Source organism: Natronocella acetinitrilica (assembly GCF_024170285.1).
Classification (GTDB): domain Bacteria; phylum Pseudomonadota; class Gammaproteobacteria; order Nitrococcales; family Aquisalimonadaceae; genus Natronocella; species Natronocella acetinitrilica.
In genome coordinates this window covers 160,661-177,209 of the sequence record NZ_JALJXV010000001.1, presented here as the reverse complement: position 1 = coordinate 177,209, position 16,549 = coordinate 160,661, and the positions used below count along the sequence as shown (strand labels likewise).

The window sequence follows — 16,549 nt, the reverse complement described above, 5'->3', positions numbered from 1 at the left end:
GGTCAGGCTCCTTCCGTGGTCTGGGAATCTCTGGCGAGGCGGATGCCGCTGAATTGCCAGCGGGCATCCGGATAAAAGAAATTGCGATAGGTGGGCCGCAGATGGTCGGCTGGTGTCACGCAGGAGCCGCCCCGCAAGATCAACTGGTTGCACATGAACTTGCCGTTGTATTCACCCACGGCGCCGGGTGGCGGCCTGAATCCCGGGTACGCGGTGTATGGGCTCGCACTCCACTCCCAGACGTCTCCCCAGATCTGTATCATCCCCTCGCCCCTGCCCCGTGCCGGGTGGAATCGACCGCTCTGCTGCAGGTTGCCTTCGATGGCGACAGTCTCCGCGGCAATTTCCAGTTCCGCCTCCAGCGGCAGACGCGCGCCGGCCCAGCGGGCGAAAGCGTCCGCCTCGTAATAGCTCACGTGACAGACGGGCGCATCCGGGTCCAGTGCCAGGACGCCACCGAGGGTGAAGACACTGTCCAGATCGACCTCCCAGTAAAGTGGTCGTTCCCAGTCGCGTTCCCGGACCGTACTCCAGCCATCCGACAGCCAGAGTTCCGGCCGCTGGTAGCCGCCATCCCGGATGAACTCACGGTATTCCCCGTTTGTGACAGGGCGATTGGCGATGGCATGGGGTTCCAGAAAGACGCGATGGCGTGGTGTTTCATTGTCGAAGTAAAAGCCCTCACCGCCATGGCCAACAGTGACCAGCCCGCCCCCACCGGCCAGAAACCGCAGCGATGGCGCCGCCGGCCCGTCGTCCGGCTCGGGCGCCTGGAATTGCGGCCGTAAGGGGTTCACGGAAAGCACATGCTTGATGTCGGTGAGCAGCAGTTCCTGATGCTGCTGTTCATGGTGGGTTCCCAGTAATACCAGGGCGGCAACTTCCGGAGTCGGGTTCCGGGCTAGCAGTGCATTGACCGCGTCGTCGACATGACGTCGATAGGCCCGGATCTGCTCGATGCCCGGGCGGCTCAGCAAGCCCCGCTGTGGTCGCGGATGCATGGAACCCACACCATTGTAATAGCTGTTGAAGAGAAAACCGAAGGCCGGATCGTACGCTTCATAGCCGGGCAGGTGAGGCTTGAGCACGAATTCCTCGAAAAACCAGGTCACGTGAGCCAGGTGCCACTTGGTGGGGCTGACGTCGGGCATGGTCTGGATGACCTGGTCCTCCGGCGTCAGCGTCCGGGTCAGCTGCTCGGTGGTGGCGCGAATGCGCGCGAAGCGCGCGCCCAGTGTTTCGCCCTCGGCGAGGGTGGCGTCGGGATTAACCGGTGCGAGCATGCGCCTGTCCTGTTAGCTGCTGATGAGTCCCTGGGTGGAGGCTTGACGCTGCAGCGCATCAAAAAAGCCTCTTCACAAGGTAGCTATCAGGCGCTGGCGCGTCAAAACGTTTCAATGGATAGAAAACACGCTGCCGACAGTCGTCGGCAGCGTGAAGGGAGGATCCCATGGGGATCGGGATGCTTATTGAGCCTCGGTCCAGGAGCGCAGCAGCTCCTCGTAGGGTACCGTGACGCCCTGGGGCTTTTCATTGTCCAGCTTCGGCTTGGGAGAGCCGGGCTGGCTCAGCCAGTACTCCGGGTCGCGTTCCGGGTTCATGCGTGGGCCGAAGTTGGGCTGGGCATTGGCCCTCTCGAGCCGGGCCATCAGGTTGTCCTGTTCCAGGGCCAGACGATCCAGGGCTTCTTGTGGTGTCCGCTCGCCACTGATGGCGTCCGAGATATTCGGCCACCACATCTGCGACATGCGTGGGTAGTCAGGAACGTTCAGGCCGGTATCGGTCCATAGGTCCCGGGCGGGGCTGCGGTAGAACTCGACCAGACCACCCAGTTGTGGCGCCCGCTCGGTGAACGATTCGTGGAAAATGTCACCTTCGCGAATCGGCGTCAGGCCATGGTGGGTCTTGGCCAGGGAGGTTGATTTGGCCACCGTGAACTGGGCGAACAGCCAGGCCGCAGCACGGCGATCCGGGTCGGTGTGGTGGAGCAGGGTCCAGGAACCGGCATCCTGATAGCCTACCTTCATGCCCTCTTCCCAGTACGGGCCGTGGGGCGAGGGTGCCATGCGCCACTTGGGCAGGCCGTCGTCGTCAACCACCGGCAGATCATCGGCCAGCATGGCTTCGGTGAAGGCGGTGTACCAGAAGATCTGCTGGGCGATGTTGCCTTGGGCAGGCACCGGACCGGCCTCCGAGAAGGTCATGCCACGGGCCGATGACGGCGCGTACTTGTCCAGCCACTCGATGAACTTGGTGAGCGCAAACACGGCCGCCGGACCGTTGGTCGCACCACCGCGGGTGATGCTGGAACCCACCGGATGGCCGTCCTCGACCCGAATACCCCATTCGTCCACCGGGATACCGTTGGGCAATCCGGTGTCGCCGGCACCGGCCATGGAGAACCAGGCGTCGGTGAAGCGCCAGCCCAGCGATGGATCGCGGCGACCGTAGTCCATGTGGCCATAGACGCGCTGTCCATCGATTTCGCCGACATGCTCGGTGAAGAACTCGGCAATGTCTTCGTAGGCGGACCAGTTCACCGGCACGCCCAGGTCATAGCCGTAGATTTCCCGGAACTGCTCCTGGAAATCCTCGCGCTGGAACCAGTCATAGCGGAACCAGTAGAGGTTGGCGAATTGCTGGGCCGGAAGCTGGTAGAGCTTGCCATCCGGGTCCCGCGCCATGTCCAGGCCGATGAAATCGTCCAGATCCAGGGTGGGCAGGGTGATGTCCGCGCCTTCGCCGCTCATGTAGTCCTCGAGGGCGAGGGTGGCGTCATAGCGGAAGTGGGTGCCGATGGAATCGGCGTCGTTGATGTAGGCATCGTAGATGGGGCGGCGCGACTGCATCTCGGTCTGCAGACGCTCCACCAAATCCCCTTCCTGGATGATGGAATGCTCCACGTTGACGCCGGTCATGCGTGAGAAGTAGTCCGCCAGGATTTCCGATTCCCAGACGTGGGTTGGCAGGGATTCCGCCACCGTGTTGATGCTCATGCCCCGGTAGGGCTCGGCGGCCTCGATGAACCAGCGCATTTCCTCCAGCTGTTCCTCGCGGGAGAGCTGCGATGGCTGCAGGTGGTTGTCCACCAGTTCCTCGGCGATGGCCATGCGTTCTTCCATGGTCATGCCGTGGGCGGTGGCCGACAGCACGGCGGCGAGACCGAGGGCGGTCACGCTTGCACCGGCGGCCAGCTTGGCTTTGTTGAGAAACATCATTGTTCTCCTCCGTGTCATTGTTCGTCCGCCGTTGCGGACACCCTCCGGCGCAGTCTTCTGTTGCAAGGCCGACGGCTGCGCACCCCCGCCGGCCCATCGCCGCAACGCGACGAATTCAGCCCCAGCGCATGAGCGCCACCATCCAGACGGCGCAGGCGGCGGTCATGAAACCGGGATGGAAGTCGGTCAGACCGACCCAGAACAGATGAAAGTAGGCGCTGCTGAGCAGGCCGATGAACAGGCGATCGCCCCGTGTCGTCGACAGCGGCAGGAAGCCCTTGCGCTGCGTGGTCGGAGAGAGCACCTGCCAGACCGTCATGGCCGCCAGAATCGTCGCGATCACGGCGAAGAAGGCAGCGGTGGGTGGTGTCCAGTACATCCATTCCATGTTGTCGGTCTCCCCTTAGACGCGACCCAGCGCGAAGCCGCGGGCCAGGTGATTGCGCACGAAATAGATCACCAGCGCGCCGGGAATCAGTGTCAGCACGCCGGCGGCGGCGAGCAGGCCCCAGTCGACACCGGTAGCGCTGATGCTGCGTGTCATGACCACCGAGATGGGTCGGGCGTCCACCGAAGTCAGAGTGCGGGCGAGCAACAGTTCAACCCAGCTGAACATGAAGCAGAAAAACACCGCCACGCCGATGCCGCCGCGAATCATGGGTATGAAGATGGTGAGAAAGAATCGCGGAAAGCTGTAGCCGTCGATGTAGGCGGTTTCGTCGATTTCCTTGGGGACGCCGGACATGAACCCTTCGAGAATCCACACCGCCAGCGGTACGCTGAACAGGCAATGCGCCAAGGCCACGGCGATGTGGGTGTCGAACAGCCCGACGCTCTGGTACAGGTTGAAAAACGGCAGCAGGAAGACCGCCGGTGGCGCCATGCGGTTGGTGAGCAGCCAGAAGAACAGATGCTTGTCACCGGCGAAACGGAAGCGCGAGAACGCGTAGGCCGCGGGCAGGGCCACCAGCAGCGAGATCACCGTGTTCATCGTCACATAGATCAGCGAGTTCACGTAACCCGCCGCCCAGCCGCGTTCGGTGAAGATCCGTGCGTAGTTGCTCAGGGTGAAATTTTCCGGCCACAGGCTGAAATTACCGAGGATCTCCGAATTTGTCTGGAACGACATGTTCAGCAGCCAGTAGATCGGCAACATCAGGAACAGCAGGTAGGCGATCAGCCCCAGGTATCGTGCCTTGAATGCCATTGTTATCTCTCCTCCGGCGCCTGGTTATCGGTTCTGGGAGCGGGTGATCACGGTGTAGAACACCCAGCTCAGCGCCAGAATGATGAGGAAGTAGATCAGCGAGAACGCCGCCGCCCGGCCGATATCGAACTGACCGATGGCCATGGTGGCGAGGTACTGACTGAGGAAGGTGGTGCTGCTGCCGGGCCCGCCGCCGGTGAGCACGAAGGGCTCGGCATAGATCATGAAGCTGTCCATGAAGCGCAGCAGCACGGCAATGGTCAGCACGCCGGCGAGCTTCGGTAGTTGCACGTACCGGAATACGGCGAAGCGGGAGGCGCCGTCGATTTTCGCGGCCTGATAATAGGCGTCGGGGATCGCTCGCAACCCGGAGTAACAGAGCAGCACCACCAGCGAAGTCCAGTGCCAGACGTCCATGGCCAGCACGGTCAGTCAGGCACCCAGACGACTGCCGGTGTAGTTGTAGTCAATACCCAGGGCGTTGATGGTCACCCCCAGCAGGCCGATGTCCTGTCGGGCGAAGAGTTGCCAGATGGTGCCTACCACATTCCATGGCACCAGCAACGGCAGGGCCAGGGCTACCAGGCAGACCGCCACCCAAGGGCCGCGGGAGGGCATGCACAGGGCAATGGCCACGCCCAGGGGGATCTGGATCAGAAGCACCGCACCTGAAAACATCAATTGCCGGCCCAGGGCGGCATGCAGGGCGTTATCCCGCAGGATGCTCTCGAACCATTCGGTGCCGACGAAAAACCGGGTGTACGGGTCCAGGATGTCCTGCACAGAGTAGTTCACCACGGTCATCAGCGGAATGATGGCGCTGAAGGCGACGATCACCAGCACCGGTAATACCAGAAACCATGCCTTTTCGTTATGCACTCTATCCATGGTTGTTACTCCACTAGTGCGCCGTTGCAGTAGAGGTGTGTCCCGTGTTCCGGGAAGTGCAGGGAGACCCTGTCGCCGGGGGTGCCTTGCTGGTCTTCTGGCGCTTTCACGACCAGTTGCCGCCCCTCCAGGTTGACGGTGGCCAGGGAGTAATTGCCCAGGTCGTCGATGCGCTCCAGGGTGGCGGGGACCAGGCTGTCGCCGGAGCCCTCGGCAAGCTGCAGGAACTCGGGCCTGATGCCGAGTTCCAGCTGCCCCCCCTTGGCAAGTGCGGTGCGGACCCGCGCGGCATCCACCGGTAGGGTGCGCTCGCCAATCGTAAGACGATCGCCACTGGCCTCCACCGGCACGATGTTCATGCCCGGGCTGCCGATGAAATAGCCGACAAAGGTGTGTTCCGGGCGCTCGAACAGGGCCTGGGGAGACCCCGTCTGCAGGACACGGCCTTCGGTCATCACCACGACCTGATCGGCAAAGGTCAGTGCCTCGGTCTGGTCATGGGTCACATAGATCAGCGTGTGGCCGAATTCGCTGTGTATTTCTCGCAACTTGCGCCGCAGCACCCACTTCAGGTGAGGGTCGATGACCGTCAGGGGTTCGTCGAAGAGGATTGCAGAGACATCGTCGCGCACCAGACCGCGGCCCATGGAGATAAGCTGCTTTTCATCGGCACCCAGATTCTTCGCCCGGCGGGCCAGCAGGTGGTTCAGTTCCAGCATCTCGGCCACCGCTTCCACCCGCTTGCGGATTTTGGGTGCCGGTGTCTTGCGGTTGCGCAGGGGGAAGGCCAGGTTGTCGTACACCGTCATGGTGTCGTAGATGACCGGGAACTGGAAAACCTGCGCGATGTTGCGCTCCTGTGGTTCCAGCGGAGTGACATCGCGGCCGTCGAACAGCACCCGCCCCTCGGAGGGCCTCAACAGGCCGGAGGTGATATTCAACAGGGTGGTCTTGCCGCAGCCGGAGGGGCCGAGCAGGGCATAGGCGCCGCCGTCGTCCCAGGTGTGTTCCATGGGCTTGAGCGCGTAGTCCTCCTCACCCGTCGGCTGGGGCACGTAGCTGTGGGCCAGTGTCTGGAAGGCAATGCGGGCCATCAGTGCACTCCCCCTGCCGATGCGCCGTTACCCGGTGCCCGCGCCAGCGTTCCGGAGGGCGAGAAGGCGAACAGCTTGGCCGGGTTGGCGTAGGCGGTCAGTCGCTGACCCACATGCGCTTCGAAGACGCCGGGAACCTGTGCCACCCAGCTGTTTTCGCCGTCATTGATATGGGTGAATGAGAGCGAGCCGCTGATCTCGGTGAGTTCGCAGTGGCCATCTATCACGACGCCATTATTCTGTTGCTGCTGGGGGCTCAGATGATGCGGGCGCAGGCCGAAAATGTATTTGCCGGGTGCCAGATCGGCGAGATGCGTCGGCAGCGGAATGCCGCGATGCTCACCGACCCTCACCTCGCCGTCCATGATGCGGCCGGAAGCCAGATTCATTGGTGGGTCGCTGAAGATACGGGCGACCTCGATGGTGCGGGGGTTGCGGTAAACGTTGTGGGTCGGCCCGCTCTGCTCGACGCGACCTTCATGCAGAACAGTCAGCGAGCCGCCGAGTATCAGTGCCTCCTGGGGTTCGGTGGTGGCGTAGACAACCACGGAATCGCGGACTTTTAGGATTTCCCGCAGTTCCTGGCGCAAGCCCTCGCGAAGCTTGTAGTCCAGGTTGACCAGGGGTTCGTCCAGCAACAGCAGCTTGCTGTCCCGAACCAGTGCCCGGGCCATGGCCGTGCGTTGCTGCTGCCCTCCGGAGAGTTCTGCAGGGGTGCGGTCCAGCAAATGGGACATGCCCATCATCTCGGCGGTCTCCCGCACCCGTCGGTCGATTTCCTTGCGTGCCACTCCGGCCAGGCGCAGCGGCGAGGCGATGTTCTGGTAAACGGTCATCGCCGGATAATTGATGAACTGCTGATACACCATGGCGACGCTGCGCTTGCGCACCGTCAGCCCGGTTACGTCGCGTCCATCCTCCAGGACACGACCGCCATCCGGCTGCTCCAGCCCGGCCATGATGCGCATGACCGTTGTCTTGCCGGCCAGGGTGCGGCCGAGCAGGATGTTGAAGCTGCCCGCCTCCATGCGCAGGCTCAGGTCATCTAAATGAACTTCCCCTCCGACGACCTTGCTGATGTTCTCCAGCTCGATGGTCATTTTCTACTCGCTTGTTATCGCTATCGGGATTGGCGCCGCGGGTCCCGCCCCCTGCCGCCGTGCTGGCGGGCTCGGTGGTCTCCGTTCGGGTCTCGCGGTGCCGGTCTTCAAACCACTGGATCACTGCCTGCTTGGTCTGCTCCGATGCATGGAGTCCAAGCCGGGAGCGGCGCCATAGAACGTCATCCGGCTGTTCGGCCCATTCCTGGTCGATGAGATAGTTCAGCTCGGCGGCATAAATGTCATCCCCCAGGTGTTGGCCCAGCTCGGCGAGGCTTTGCGCCTGACCGATGAGACGCTCTGCGCGGGTGCCGTAATTGCGCGCATACCGCCACGCCAGTTCCCTGGGGAGAAATGGATGGCGATCGGCGAAGGCCTTGAGCCAGCCCTCGAAGTCGGCGTTGGGAATATCGCCGCCTGGTAGCGCTGGCTGCGCTGTCCAGCGCTGATCCGGGAATCCCAGCCGGGGGCGCAGCAGTTCCAGCGCTTCTTCGGCGAGCTTGCGGTAGGTGGTGATCTTGCCGCCGAAGATCGACAGCAGCGGCGCCTTGTCCCCGGGGCTGTCCAGATCCAGCACGTAGTCCCGGGTGACGGCGGCCGCGTCAGCGGCGGCGTCATCGTAGAGTGGACGAACACCGGAGTATGTCCAGGCCACGTCGGCGGCAGCGATCTGCTGCTGAAAGTAGGCATTGACGGTTTTGCAGAGATAATCGACCTCGTGGTCCGAGATCACCACGTTGGCCGGGTCTCCCTCGAAGGGCTCGTCGGTGGTGCCAATCAGCGTGAAGTCCTGCTCGTAGGGAATGGCAAAGACGATGCGCTTGTCCGGGTTCTGGAAGATGTAGGCATGGTCATGGTCGAAGAGCTTCGGAACCACGATATGACTGCCCTTGATCAGGCGGACCTGGTTCGTGCCGGAGGCTTCGCCGATGGCGGCAAGCAGTTTCGAGACCCAGGGTCCGGCAGCGTTCACCAGGGCTTTCGCGGTCACTTGGCGCTCTTCGCCGGTGCGCGTATCACGCAGAGTGGCGCGCCAATGGTCAGGATTGCGGGTTGCGCCGACACAGGCGGTGTGGGAGACCACCGTTGCGCCGCGCTCCCGGGCGTCCATGGCGTTGAGTATGACCAGTCGTGAGTCCTGCACCCAGCAATCGGAATAGATGAAGCCGCGCTTGAGTTCGGGTTTCAGGCACTGGCCAGTTTCATCAACGCGCAGGTTGACCCCGCGGCTGGGTGGTAGCATTTTCCGGCCGCCAAGGTGATCGTAGAGGAACAGTCCCAGGCGAATCAACCAGCTCGGGCGCAGGCCGCGGCTGTGGGGCATCACGAAACGCAGCGGCCAGATGATATGAGGTGCGGCCCGGAGCAGCACTTCCCGCTCCATGAGTGCCTTTCGCACCAGGTTGAACTCGTAGTATTCCAGATAGCGCAAGCCGCCATGTACCAGCTTGGTGCTTGCAGAGGACGTGTGCGCGGCAAGGTCATCCCGGTCGCACAACAGCACGCGCAAGCCACGTCCTGCCGCGTCCCTGGCAATCCCGGCACCATTGATTCCGCCGCCCACGATCAGCAGGTCGTAATCTTCGTCCTTGGTCGTGTTCATTTCAGTTCAGTCTTTTCGTTAATGCGCAAAGGAATGTTGTGATGTGAAAAGTAAGCGCTCTCCGGGTGCCACGCAAGTTCTTTCCATGTTGCAGTGCAGTGAAGGGTTATGCTCGTTCTGGTGCGTTGCGATCCGTTATGTTCGTATGTGAACAATACAGGCTTGACTTTTGGGTGTGCGGGAACATCATTGGCACAGATTCCGGGCCAGCCCCGGGCTGAGGCGCAAAAGAACATGTAAGGAGGAGTCGAGCCATGACGGAGAAGCCACGGATTCTCGCCATCGATCAGGGCACCACCAGCAGCCGGGCCATCGTATTTAACGCCGATGGGCATATCGTGGCCACCGCCCAGCAGGAATTCCGGCAGTCCTTTCCCGCCGATGGCTGGGTGGAACACGATCCCGAAGAGATCTGGCAGAGCACCAGCGAGGTTTGCCGCGAGGCCATTCACGCCGCCGGCGATACCTTTGCGCTGGCCGGCATCGGCATTACCAACCAGCGTGAGACCACGGTGATCTGGGATCGCGCCTCCGGCGAACCCATTTATCCGGCAATCGTCTGGCAGGACCGCCGGACCTCTGCCGTTTGCCGCCGTCTACGTGATCAGGGCCAGGAGGAGATGGTCAGCGAGCGGACCGGCCTGTTGCTGGATCCCTATTTCTCCGCCACCAAGGTGGCCTGGATACTCGATCATGTGGAAGACGCCAGAGAGCGTGCAGAGCGAGGGGAACTCGCCTTCGGCACCATAGACAGCTGGCTGATCTGGAAGCTGACAGATGGTGCCGTCCATGCCACCGATGCCACCAACGCCTCGCGGACCATGCTGTTCAATATCCATGAGCAGCGCTGGGATTCCGACTTGTTGCAGCTGTTTGGCGTGCCCGAGGCGCTGCTGCCGGAAGTGAAAGACTCAGCGGCGGATTTCGGCACCGCGGTCCGTGGCATCGGTGGACGCGAGTTGCCCATTGCCGGCGTTGCCGGTGACCAGCAGGCAGCCCTGGTGGGGCAGGCATGCTTCACCCCGGGCATGGTCAAGAGCACTTATGGCACAGGCTGCTTTGCGCTCATGAACACCGGCGAGCAGGCGGTCCGGTCACGCAACCGCCTCCTTACCACCGTGGGCTATCGCATCAACGGGCGCACGACTTACGCGGTGGAGGGGTCGATCTTTGTCGCGGGTGCGGCGGTGCAGTGGCTGAGGGACAAGCTCGGCATCGTGCGCAGCGCTGCGGAAACCGAGGGGCTGGCGGCGGGCCTGGAGTCCAACCGCGGCGTGTATCTCGTCCCGGCGTTCACGGGCCTCGGCGCTCCGTACTGGGATCCCGACGCCCGTGGCGCGCTGATCGGCCTGACCCGGGATACCGGGCGGGCGGAAATCGCCCGTGCCGCCCTGGAGGCGGTCTGTTACCAGACCCGTGATCTGTTCGAAGCAATGGCGGATGATGCCGGCGAGCGACCGGCCGCGCTGCGAGTGGATGGTGGCATGGTGGTCAACGGCTGGCTGGTGCAGGCATTGGCGGACATCGTCGATGTTTCCGTCGAGCGCCCCGCGGTGGTGGAGACCACCGCCCTTGGGGCAGCGCGGCTGGCGGGACTGCAGCTGGGGCTGTTCTCGCGGCTTGACGATGTGGCCGACGCCTGGCGCCGTGATGTGGCCTGTGAGCCGGCGATGGATCCGCGGGATAGGGAACGGGCCCTGAGAGGCTGGCGAGCGGCAGTGGAGCGAGTGCGGAGCGAACGCGGCAATGGCTGAGTGTGGAGTATCCGGCCTGGCGGGGGCGCGCGTGCTGGTTACCGGCGGCGGCAAGGGGATCGGTGCAGCAGTGGTGCGCGGTTTCGCGCAGGCCGGGGCCCGCCTGGTGATTCACTGTTACCAAAGCCGCCAAACGGCGGAGAGCCTTGCGCAATCCATTCGCGATGAGGGTGGTGACGCCCATGTGGTGTCCGGCGATCTTCGCTTGCGGGGCGAAACCGAGCGTGTCGTTGCCGAGGCTGTTGCGGTGCTGGGCGGGCTTGATGTGCTGGTCAACAATGCCGGTGCCATGGTGGGGCGAAAACCTCTGGAGGAGATCGACGACGAATTTCTGGATGCCGTACTGGATCTCAACCTTCGGCCCGTGGTGCACGCATGCCGGGCCGCCGCTGCGGCACTCAGCGTCACTGGTGGCTGCATCATCAATGTCAGCTCGATTTCCGCCCGCACCGGTGGCAGTCCGGGTTCCAGCATCTACAGCGCCGCCAAGGCCTTTGTCAGCACCTTCACCCGCTCCCTGGCGCGTGAGTTGGCGGATCGCGGAGTTCGTGTGAATGCGGTCTCACCGGGTACCGTGACCACGGATTTCCATCGCGAGTACTCCACACCGGAAAAGCTCGAGAACACCCGGCGGGCGATTCCGCTGCAGCGGCTCGGCACGGCGGAGGACTGCGTCGGCAGTTTTCTCTACCTGGCTTCGCCCACGTTGAGCGGCTATGTCACCGGGCAGGTGCTGGAGGTGAACGGCGGCCAACTATTGGCGTGATTGCGCACCAGGTTTGTGCGAAATGAACTAAAGTGGTGCAAATTTTTCGCTTGGAAGCAGGGTGCCGTTCAGCTCTCCAGGGCAAGTTTCCTGTCTAAACAGGCCGTTGCATCCTCTGGCAGAGCACTTGCAGCGCTCAGGCTGCAGTCGCAGGGTATCGCAAGCCGTTTGGCTTCGAGCGTCGATAGCCGCGCTCTTACAATCTGGAACACCAATGGGTGACTAGGGTTCCGGCCCGCGTAGGCGGGTGGCTGGTCCGAGAGTCGCCGACCTCTCCCCGAGGGGTTACACGGCGGGACAAAAGCCCGGGAGATCATGCGTGATGCTCCTGTGCTGCGTTCAACCGGTAAGCCTCAAGGGAGAGGGACCATGCAAAGCCTCAAACACGCCTTTCAGCGCTACACCCTCGCTTTTCTTGTCAGCGTCGGCCTACTGACTGCCTCCGCCGCGCCGGTTCAGGCACAGGAACGCGACAGCTTCCGCATCGCCTGGAGCATCTATGTGGGCTGGATGCCCTGGGGCTATGGTGCTGCCGAGGGCATCGTGCAGAAGTGGGCGGACAAGTACGGCATCGAGATCGAGGTCGTGCAGATCAACGACTACATCGAGTCCATCAACCTCTATACCGCCGGCAGCTTTGATGGTGTCACTGCCACCAACATGGACGCCCTGACCATCCCCGCCGCCAGTGGCGTCGACACCACCGCGCTGATTGTCGGTGATTTCTCCGATGGCAATGACGGCGTGGTGTTGAAAGGCACCGATAACCTGGAGGACATTGCCGGCAAGCGTGTTCACCTGGTGGAGCTTTCCGTTTCCCACTACCTGCTTGCCCGGGCGCTGGAATCCGTTGGCATGACCGAGCGGGATATCCGTGTGGTCAACACCTCCGACGCCGACATCGTCGCTGCATTCACCTCATCCGACGTGGAGGCCATCGTGACCTGGAATCCCCAGCTCGGCGAGGTCCGCCGCATGCCGGAAGCAGAGGTGGTGTTCGACTCCTCGCAGATCCCCGGTGAGATCATGGATCTGCTGGTGGTGAATAGCGACGTGCTTGAGGCGAATCCGGACTTTGGCAAGGCCCTGGCCGGCGCGTGGTACGAAATCATGAGCATCATGTCCGGCGACGACGAAGCCGGCGAGGCGGCCCGCGCCGACATGGGTGAGGCTGCCGGCACCGATCTCGCCGGATATGAGGCCCAGCTGGCATCCACCACCATGTTCTACGATCCCGCCGAAGCGGTGGACTTCGTGGAGAGCGAGCTACCCGCGGAAACCATGGAAAATGTTCGCCAGTTCGCCTTCGAACACGGCCTGCTGGGTGAGAACGCCCCCAGCCCGGATTTCGTCGGCATTCAGTTCGCCGACGGCTCGGTGCTGGGCAGCGAGGGCAATGTGCGGTTCCGCTTCAACGCCGACTACATGCGAATGGCGCGGGACGGCGAACTCTGAGCGGTGGCTTACGGAGGCGGTGACGCGCTGTCGGGGCGCCGTTGACGGGTTTCCCTGTCCGGGACACGCCGTAAATACGTCCCTGTAGGCTCGACAGCGACATCCCTGTCGCTGACGGTCCCGTACAGGGAATCCCGTCACCGTCACCCCGACAGCGCTCCCGAACCAAGCCATTGGTGGTGGAATGAAGCGATTCATCAACCGAAAACCCGGACCGCCGGTGGCCATCGGCCTCGGTCTGCTGCCCTTCGTGGTGGTGCTGCTGGTGTATGTCGCGGCCTCGGCGGCGCGGCTTGCCGAGAACCCCGACGATCGCCTGCTGCCCTCGCTCATGTCCATGGCAGCGTCCATCGAGCGGCTGGCGACAGAGCCGAGCCGGCGCACCGGCGAGCTGATTCTCTGGGTGGATACCGCCGCCAGCCTCACCCGGCTCGGTCTGGGTGTGCTGATCAGCATGGCCATGGGCCTGGTGGTGGGGGTGGTGACCGGGCTCATTCCCTACATTCGCCGGACGTTTGCACCCTTCGTCACGGTGATCTCCATGATTCCACCGCTGGCGGTGTTGCCGATCCTGTTCATCGCCTTCGGGGTAGGAGAACTGGCCAAGGTGGTACTGATCATCTTCGGTGTTGCTCCCTTTCTCATGCGCGATATCCAGCAGCGGGTGGAGGAGCTGCCCGTGGAGCAACTGGTCAAGGCGCAGACCCTGGGGGGCTCCACCTGGCAGATCATGTTGCGGGTGGTGCTGCCCCAGGTCTTCCCCCGGCTGCTGGACGCAACCCGGCTGGCCCTGGGCTCCGCCTGGCTGTTCCTGATTGCCTCCGAAGCCATCGCCGCCACCGAAGGGCTGGGCTACCGGATCTTCCTGGTGCGGCGCTATCTGGACATGGAGACCATCCTGCCGTACGTCGCCTGGATCACTCTGCTGGCCTTCCTGCTGGACATCGCGCTGCGCATGGTGAACCGGATTCTCTTTCCCTGGTATGGCGGGAGGAAGGGCTGATGAGTGCCGTTCAGGTCAGGCAGCTCTGGAAGGCGTATGGCGACGACGTGGTGCTGGAGAACGTCAACCTCGAGGTGCGCTCCGGCGACTTCGTCACCATTGTCGGTGCCTCCGGCTGCGGCAAGACCACATTCCTGCGCATGCTGCTGGGCGAGGAGGCACCGAGCCGGGGAGAGCTGCTCATGGACGGCCGGACCATGCCCGGTGAGCCCGGTCCGGACCGGGGTGTGGTCTTCCAGAAGTACTCGGTGTTCCCGCACCTCACCGCGCTGCGTAACGTCATGCTCGGCGAGGAGCTGGCCCGGTCGCCATTGCTTGGTCGCCTGTTCGGCGGCGCCCGGCGGCGGGCCCGGGACAAGGCCATGGAGATGCTCGAGGCGGTGGGCCTGGAGCAGGCGGCGGGCAAGTACCCGGCGGAACTCTCCGGCGGCATGCAGCAACGCCTTGCCATCGCCCAGGCCCTGATGAAGAACCCGAAGATCCTCTTGCTGGACGAGCCTTTCGGCGCGCTGGATCCGGGTATCCGCAAGGACATGCACGGGCTGATCCTGGATCTCTGGCGCCGCCGCGGGCTGACGGTGTTCATGATCACCCACGATCTCAAGGAAGGGTTCTACCTGGGCACGCGCCTGCTGGTTTTCGACAAGGTGCGGGATGACCCCCAGGCCCCCGGCGCTTATGGTGCCACCATCACCTACGACATTCCCCTGGGCGAAACCGATGACGGCCTGTACCGGGAAATCCGTGAATCCGTCGGTCTGCCCGAGGAGCCGGATGTTGCGTTCATCGCCGAGCACAGAGAAATAGAGGAGAAATCGTCATGACCACCCGTGCGGATATCAGTGATCGCACTGTCCACCGGGATCGCATCCCGGGTGGCCGCTATTGGTCCATGGTGCTGAAGCGTGGCTTCAGCCTGCGCCTCATCGACCCCGAGGGCGGCGGCAACGCCGCCATGCTGCTCTACAACCCGGCCAACCTGCTGGAGCGCTACAACATGGCCGACACCCTCAAGGGCCAGCACACCTCGCGGTTGACGGCGGGCAACATGCTCTACTCCGACATGGGGCGGGTCATGCTTTCCATCGTGGCGGATACCTGCGGCTGGCACGACGCCATCGGCGGGTTCAGCACGGCGGCGGACGTGCGCCGCAAGTACGGCGAGGCCCGCTATCAGGAGCACCGCAACGATTTTTACCGCAACGGCCGCGAGCTGTTTCTCGTCGAACTGGGCAAGTGGGGGCTGGGGCGCCGCGACCTGGTGCCCAACATCAATTTCTTCAGCAAGGTCCACGCCGACGAGCAGGGAGCCCTGCATTACACGCCAGGCAACAGCGCCGCCGGCAGCTTCGTCGATCTGCGCGCGGAGATGGACACCCTGGTGGTGATGCAGACCGCGCCCCACCCCATGGATCCGTCATCGGTCTACGCCCCCGGGCCCGTGGATCTCGCCATCTTCCGCTCCGAGCCGGTGACCGAGGAGGATCTCTGCCGCACATTCCGGCCGGAGAACGAGCGCGCCTGGCGCAATACCGCCATTTTCAACTGTCAGGGGTGAGCACCATGAGCGGACAGACACTGACGCAAAGCACACTGAACCCGGAGCAGGCCCTGCGCCGCGAGGTGGTACCCGCCGGCGAGCCATGGATGACCGAACTCAGGAAAGGGCAGACCCTGCGCATTCTGGATCTTGAAGGAAACCAGGCGGCTGACACCCTGTTCTACAGCCTGGAGCGGCCCACCGTCGAGCACTACAGTGCCATCGGCACCATCCGCGCCCAGGGAAACGTCTACCTGACCACCGGCACACGGCTCATGTCGAACCAGGGCAACGCGATGCTCACCATCACGGCAGACACCTGCGGCCGCCACGACACCCTGGGCGGTGCCTGCGCCGCAGAGTCAAACCAGGTGCGGTATGCCCTGGAGAAAAAGCCCATGCACTCCTGCCGCGACAATTTCCTCACCGCGATTCAGGACAGTGACTACGGCCTCACCAAGCGGGACATACACAGCAACATCAATTTCTTCATGAATGTGCCGCTGACGCCGGACGGGGGGTTGACCTTCGAGGATGGTATTTCCGACGCGGGCAAGTACGTGGAGATGCGCGCCGAGATGGACGTGATCGTACTGGTCTCGAACTGCCCCCAGCTGAACAATCCGTGCAACGCCTACAACCCGACGCCGGTGGAAATGATCATCTGGGATGCATGAGTTGCGTCGGACGTTCATGCCGGAATGGGCGGGTTCGGCCGCTGCGGGATTCTGCACGGTCGGTCACTGGGTGTCCCGGTCCAGGACACGCCGTAAACCCATCCCTGGGGGCTCGACAGCGGCATCCCTGCCGCTGACGGTCCTGGACCGGGACACCCCATGCCCGACCTCGGCTGGTGCAAAGTTCACCGCTACCCATCGGGGACGACCCCGGTGTGGACTCGACCACCGCGGGACGACCCGC

16 protein-coding genes and 1 riboswitch are annotated in these 16,549 nt (G+C 63.2%); of the genes, 7 read left to right on the top strand and 9 right to left on the bottom strand.

Annotation, left to right across the window (positions count from 1 at the left end; genetic code table 11):
- Positions 1-2: 2 nt before the first annotated feature.
- From egtB to glpD, 9 genes are all read right to left on the bottom strand, one after another.
- Positions 3-1,283, bottom strand: coding sequence for an ergothioneine biosynthesis protein EgtB (gene egtB, locus J2T57_RS00895; protein WP_253472841.1), 1,281 nt, complete (start codon positions 1,281-1,283; stop codon positions 3-5).
- Positions 1,284-1,466: 183 nt separating this feature from the next.
- Positions 1,467-3,218 carry an ABC transporter substrate-binding protein gene (locus J2T57_RS00890; protein WP_253472838.1) on the bottom strand — a complete coding sequence of 584 codons (1,752 nt, stop codon included), beginning with the start codon at positions 3,216-3,218 and terminating at the stop codon, positions 1,467-1,469.
- 115 nt (positions 3,219-3,333) lie between these two features.
- Complete coding sequence (locus tag J2T57_RS00885; RefSeq protein ID WP_253472835.1) at positions 3,334-3,606, bottom strand: DUF2160 domain-containing protein; 273 nt, start codon at positions 3,604-3,606, stop codon at positions 3,334-3,336.
- A gap of 15 nt (positions 3,607-3,621) precedes the next feature.
- A complete protein-coding gene (locus tag J2T57_RS00880; RefSeq protein WP_253472832.1) occupies positions 3,622-4,425 on the bottom strand; it encodes a carbohydrate ABC transporter permease in 804 nt (267 codons plus the stop codon).
- 24 nt (positions 4,426-4,449) lie between these two features.
- Complete coding sequence (locus tag J2T57_RS00875; protein WP_253472829.1) at positions 4,450-4,842, bottom strand: carbohydrate ABC transporter permease; 393 nt, start codon at positions 4,840-4,842, stop codon at positions 4,450-4,452.
- Between the two features lie 15 nt (positions 4,843-4,857).
- Positions 4,858-5,313: an ABC transporter permease family protein gene (locus J2T57_RS00870; protein WP_253472826.1), complete on the bottom strand. Its 456-nt coding sequence runs from the start codon at positions 5,311-5,313 to the stop codon at positions 4,858-4,860.
- A 5-nt stretch (positions 5,314-5,318) separates the two neighbouring features.
- Positions 5,319-6,407: an ABC transporter ATP-binding protein gene (locus J2T57_RS00865; protein ID WP_253472823.1), complete on the bottom strand. Its 1,089-nt coding sequence runs from the start codon at positions 6,405-6,407 to the stop codon at positions 5,319-5,321.
- On the bottom strand, positions 6,407-7,507 hold the full coding sequence (locus J2T57_RS00860) for an ABC transporter ATP-binding protein (RefSeq protein ID WP_253472820.1): 1,101 nt from the start codon (positions 7,505-7,507) through the stop codon (positions 6,407-6,409). The genes J2T57_RS00865 and J2T57_RS00860 overlap by 1 nt, the downstream gene beginning before the upstream one ends.
- Positions 7,449-9,110, bottom strand: coding sequence for a glycerol-3-phosphate dehydrogenase (gene glpD / locus J2T57_RS00855; RefSeq protein ID WP_253472817.1), 1,662 nt, complete (start codon positions 9,108-9,110; stop codon positions 7,449-7,451). Before glpD ends, J2T57_RS00860 begins: the two co-directional genes overlap by 59 nt.
- 254 nt (positions 9,111-9,364) lie before the next feature.
- Here glpD and glpK point away from each other — a divergent pair, with 254 nt between their 5' ends.
- The 7 genes from glpK to J2T57_RS00820 all read left to right on the top strand — a co-directional run bounded on the left by glpK (position 9,365) and on the right by J2T57_RS00820 (position 16,305).
- Positions 9,365-10,864, top strand: a complete 1,500-nt coding sequence (glpK, locus tag J2T57_RS00850) for a glycerol kinase GlpK (RefSeq protein WP_253472814.1) — start codon at positions 9,365-9,367, stop codon at positions 10,862-10,864.
- Entirely contained in the window at positions 10,857-11,630 is a 774-nt protein-coding gene (locus J2T57_RS00845; RefSeq protein WP_253472811.1) for an SDR family NAD(P)-dependent oxidoreductase, read from the top strand. Before glpK ends, J2T57_RS00845 begins: the two co-directional genes overlap by 8 nt.
- Before the next feature lie 211 nt (positions 11,631-11,841).
- Positions 11,842-11,944, top strand: a riboswitch (guanidine-I (ykkC/yxkD leader).
- A 55-nt stretch (positions 11,945-11,999) separates the two neighbouring features.
- Positions 12,000-13,085, top strand: a complete 1,086-nt coding sequence (locus tag J2T57_RS00840; protein WP_253472808.1) for a putative urea ABC transporter substrate-binding protein — start codon at positions 12,000-12,002, stop codon at positions 13,083-13,085.
- Between the two features lie 184 nt (positions 13,086-13,269).
- A complete protein-coding gene (locus tag J2T57_RS00835) occupies positions 13,270-14,088 on the top strand; it encodes an ABC transporter permease (protein WP_253472805.1) in 819 nt (272 codons plus the stop codon).
- Positions 14,088-14,912, top strand: coding sequence for an ABC transporter ATP-binding protein (locus J2T57_RS00830; protein WP_253472802.1), 825 nt, complete (start codon positions 14,088-14,090; stop codon positions 14,910-14,912). Before J2T57_RS00835 ends, J2T57_RS00830 begins: the two co-directional genes overlap by 1 nt.
- Positions 14,909-15,646, top strand: coding sequence for an urea amidolyase associated protein UAAP1 (locus J2T57_RS00825; protein WP_253472799.1), 738 nt, complete (start codon positions 14,909-14,911; stop codon positions 15,644-15,646). The genes J2T57_RS00830 and J2T57_RS00825 overlap by 4 nt, the downstream gene beginning before the upstream one ends.
- A gap of 5 nt (positions 15,647-15,651) precedes the next feature.
- Positions 15,652-16,305 (top strand): urea amidolyase associated protein UAAP2, encoded by a 654-nt coding sequence (locus J2T57_RS00820; protein WP_253472796.1) that lies wholly within the window; start codon positions 15,652-15,654, stop codon positions 16,303-16,305.
- Positions 16,306-16,549: the final 244 nt, after the last annotated feature.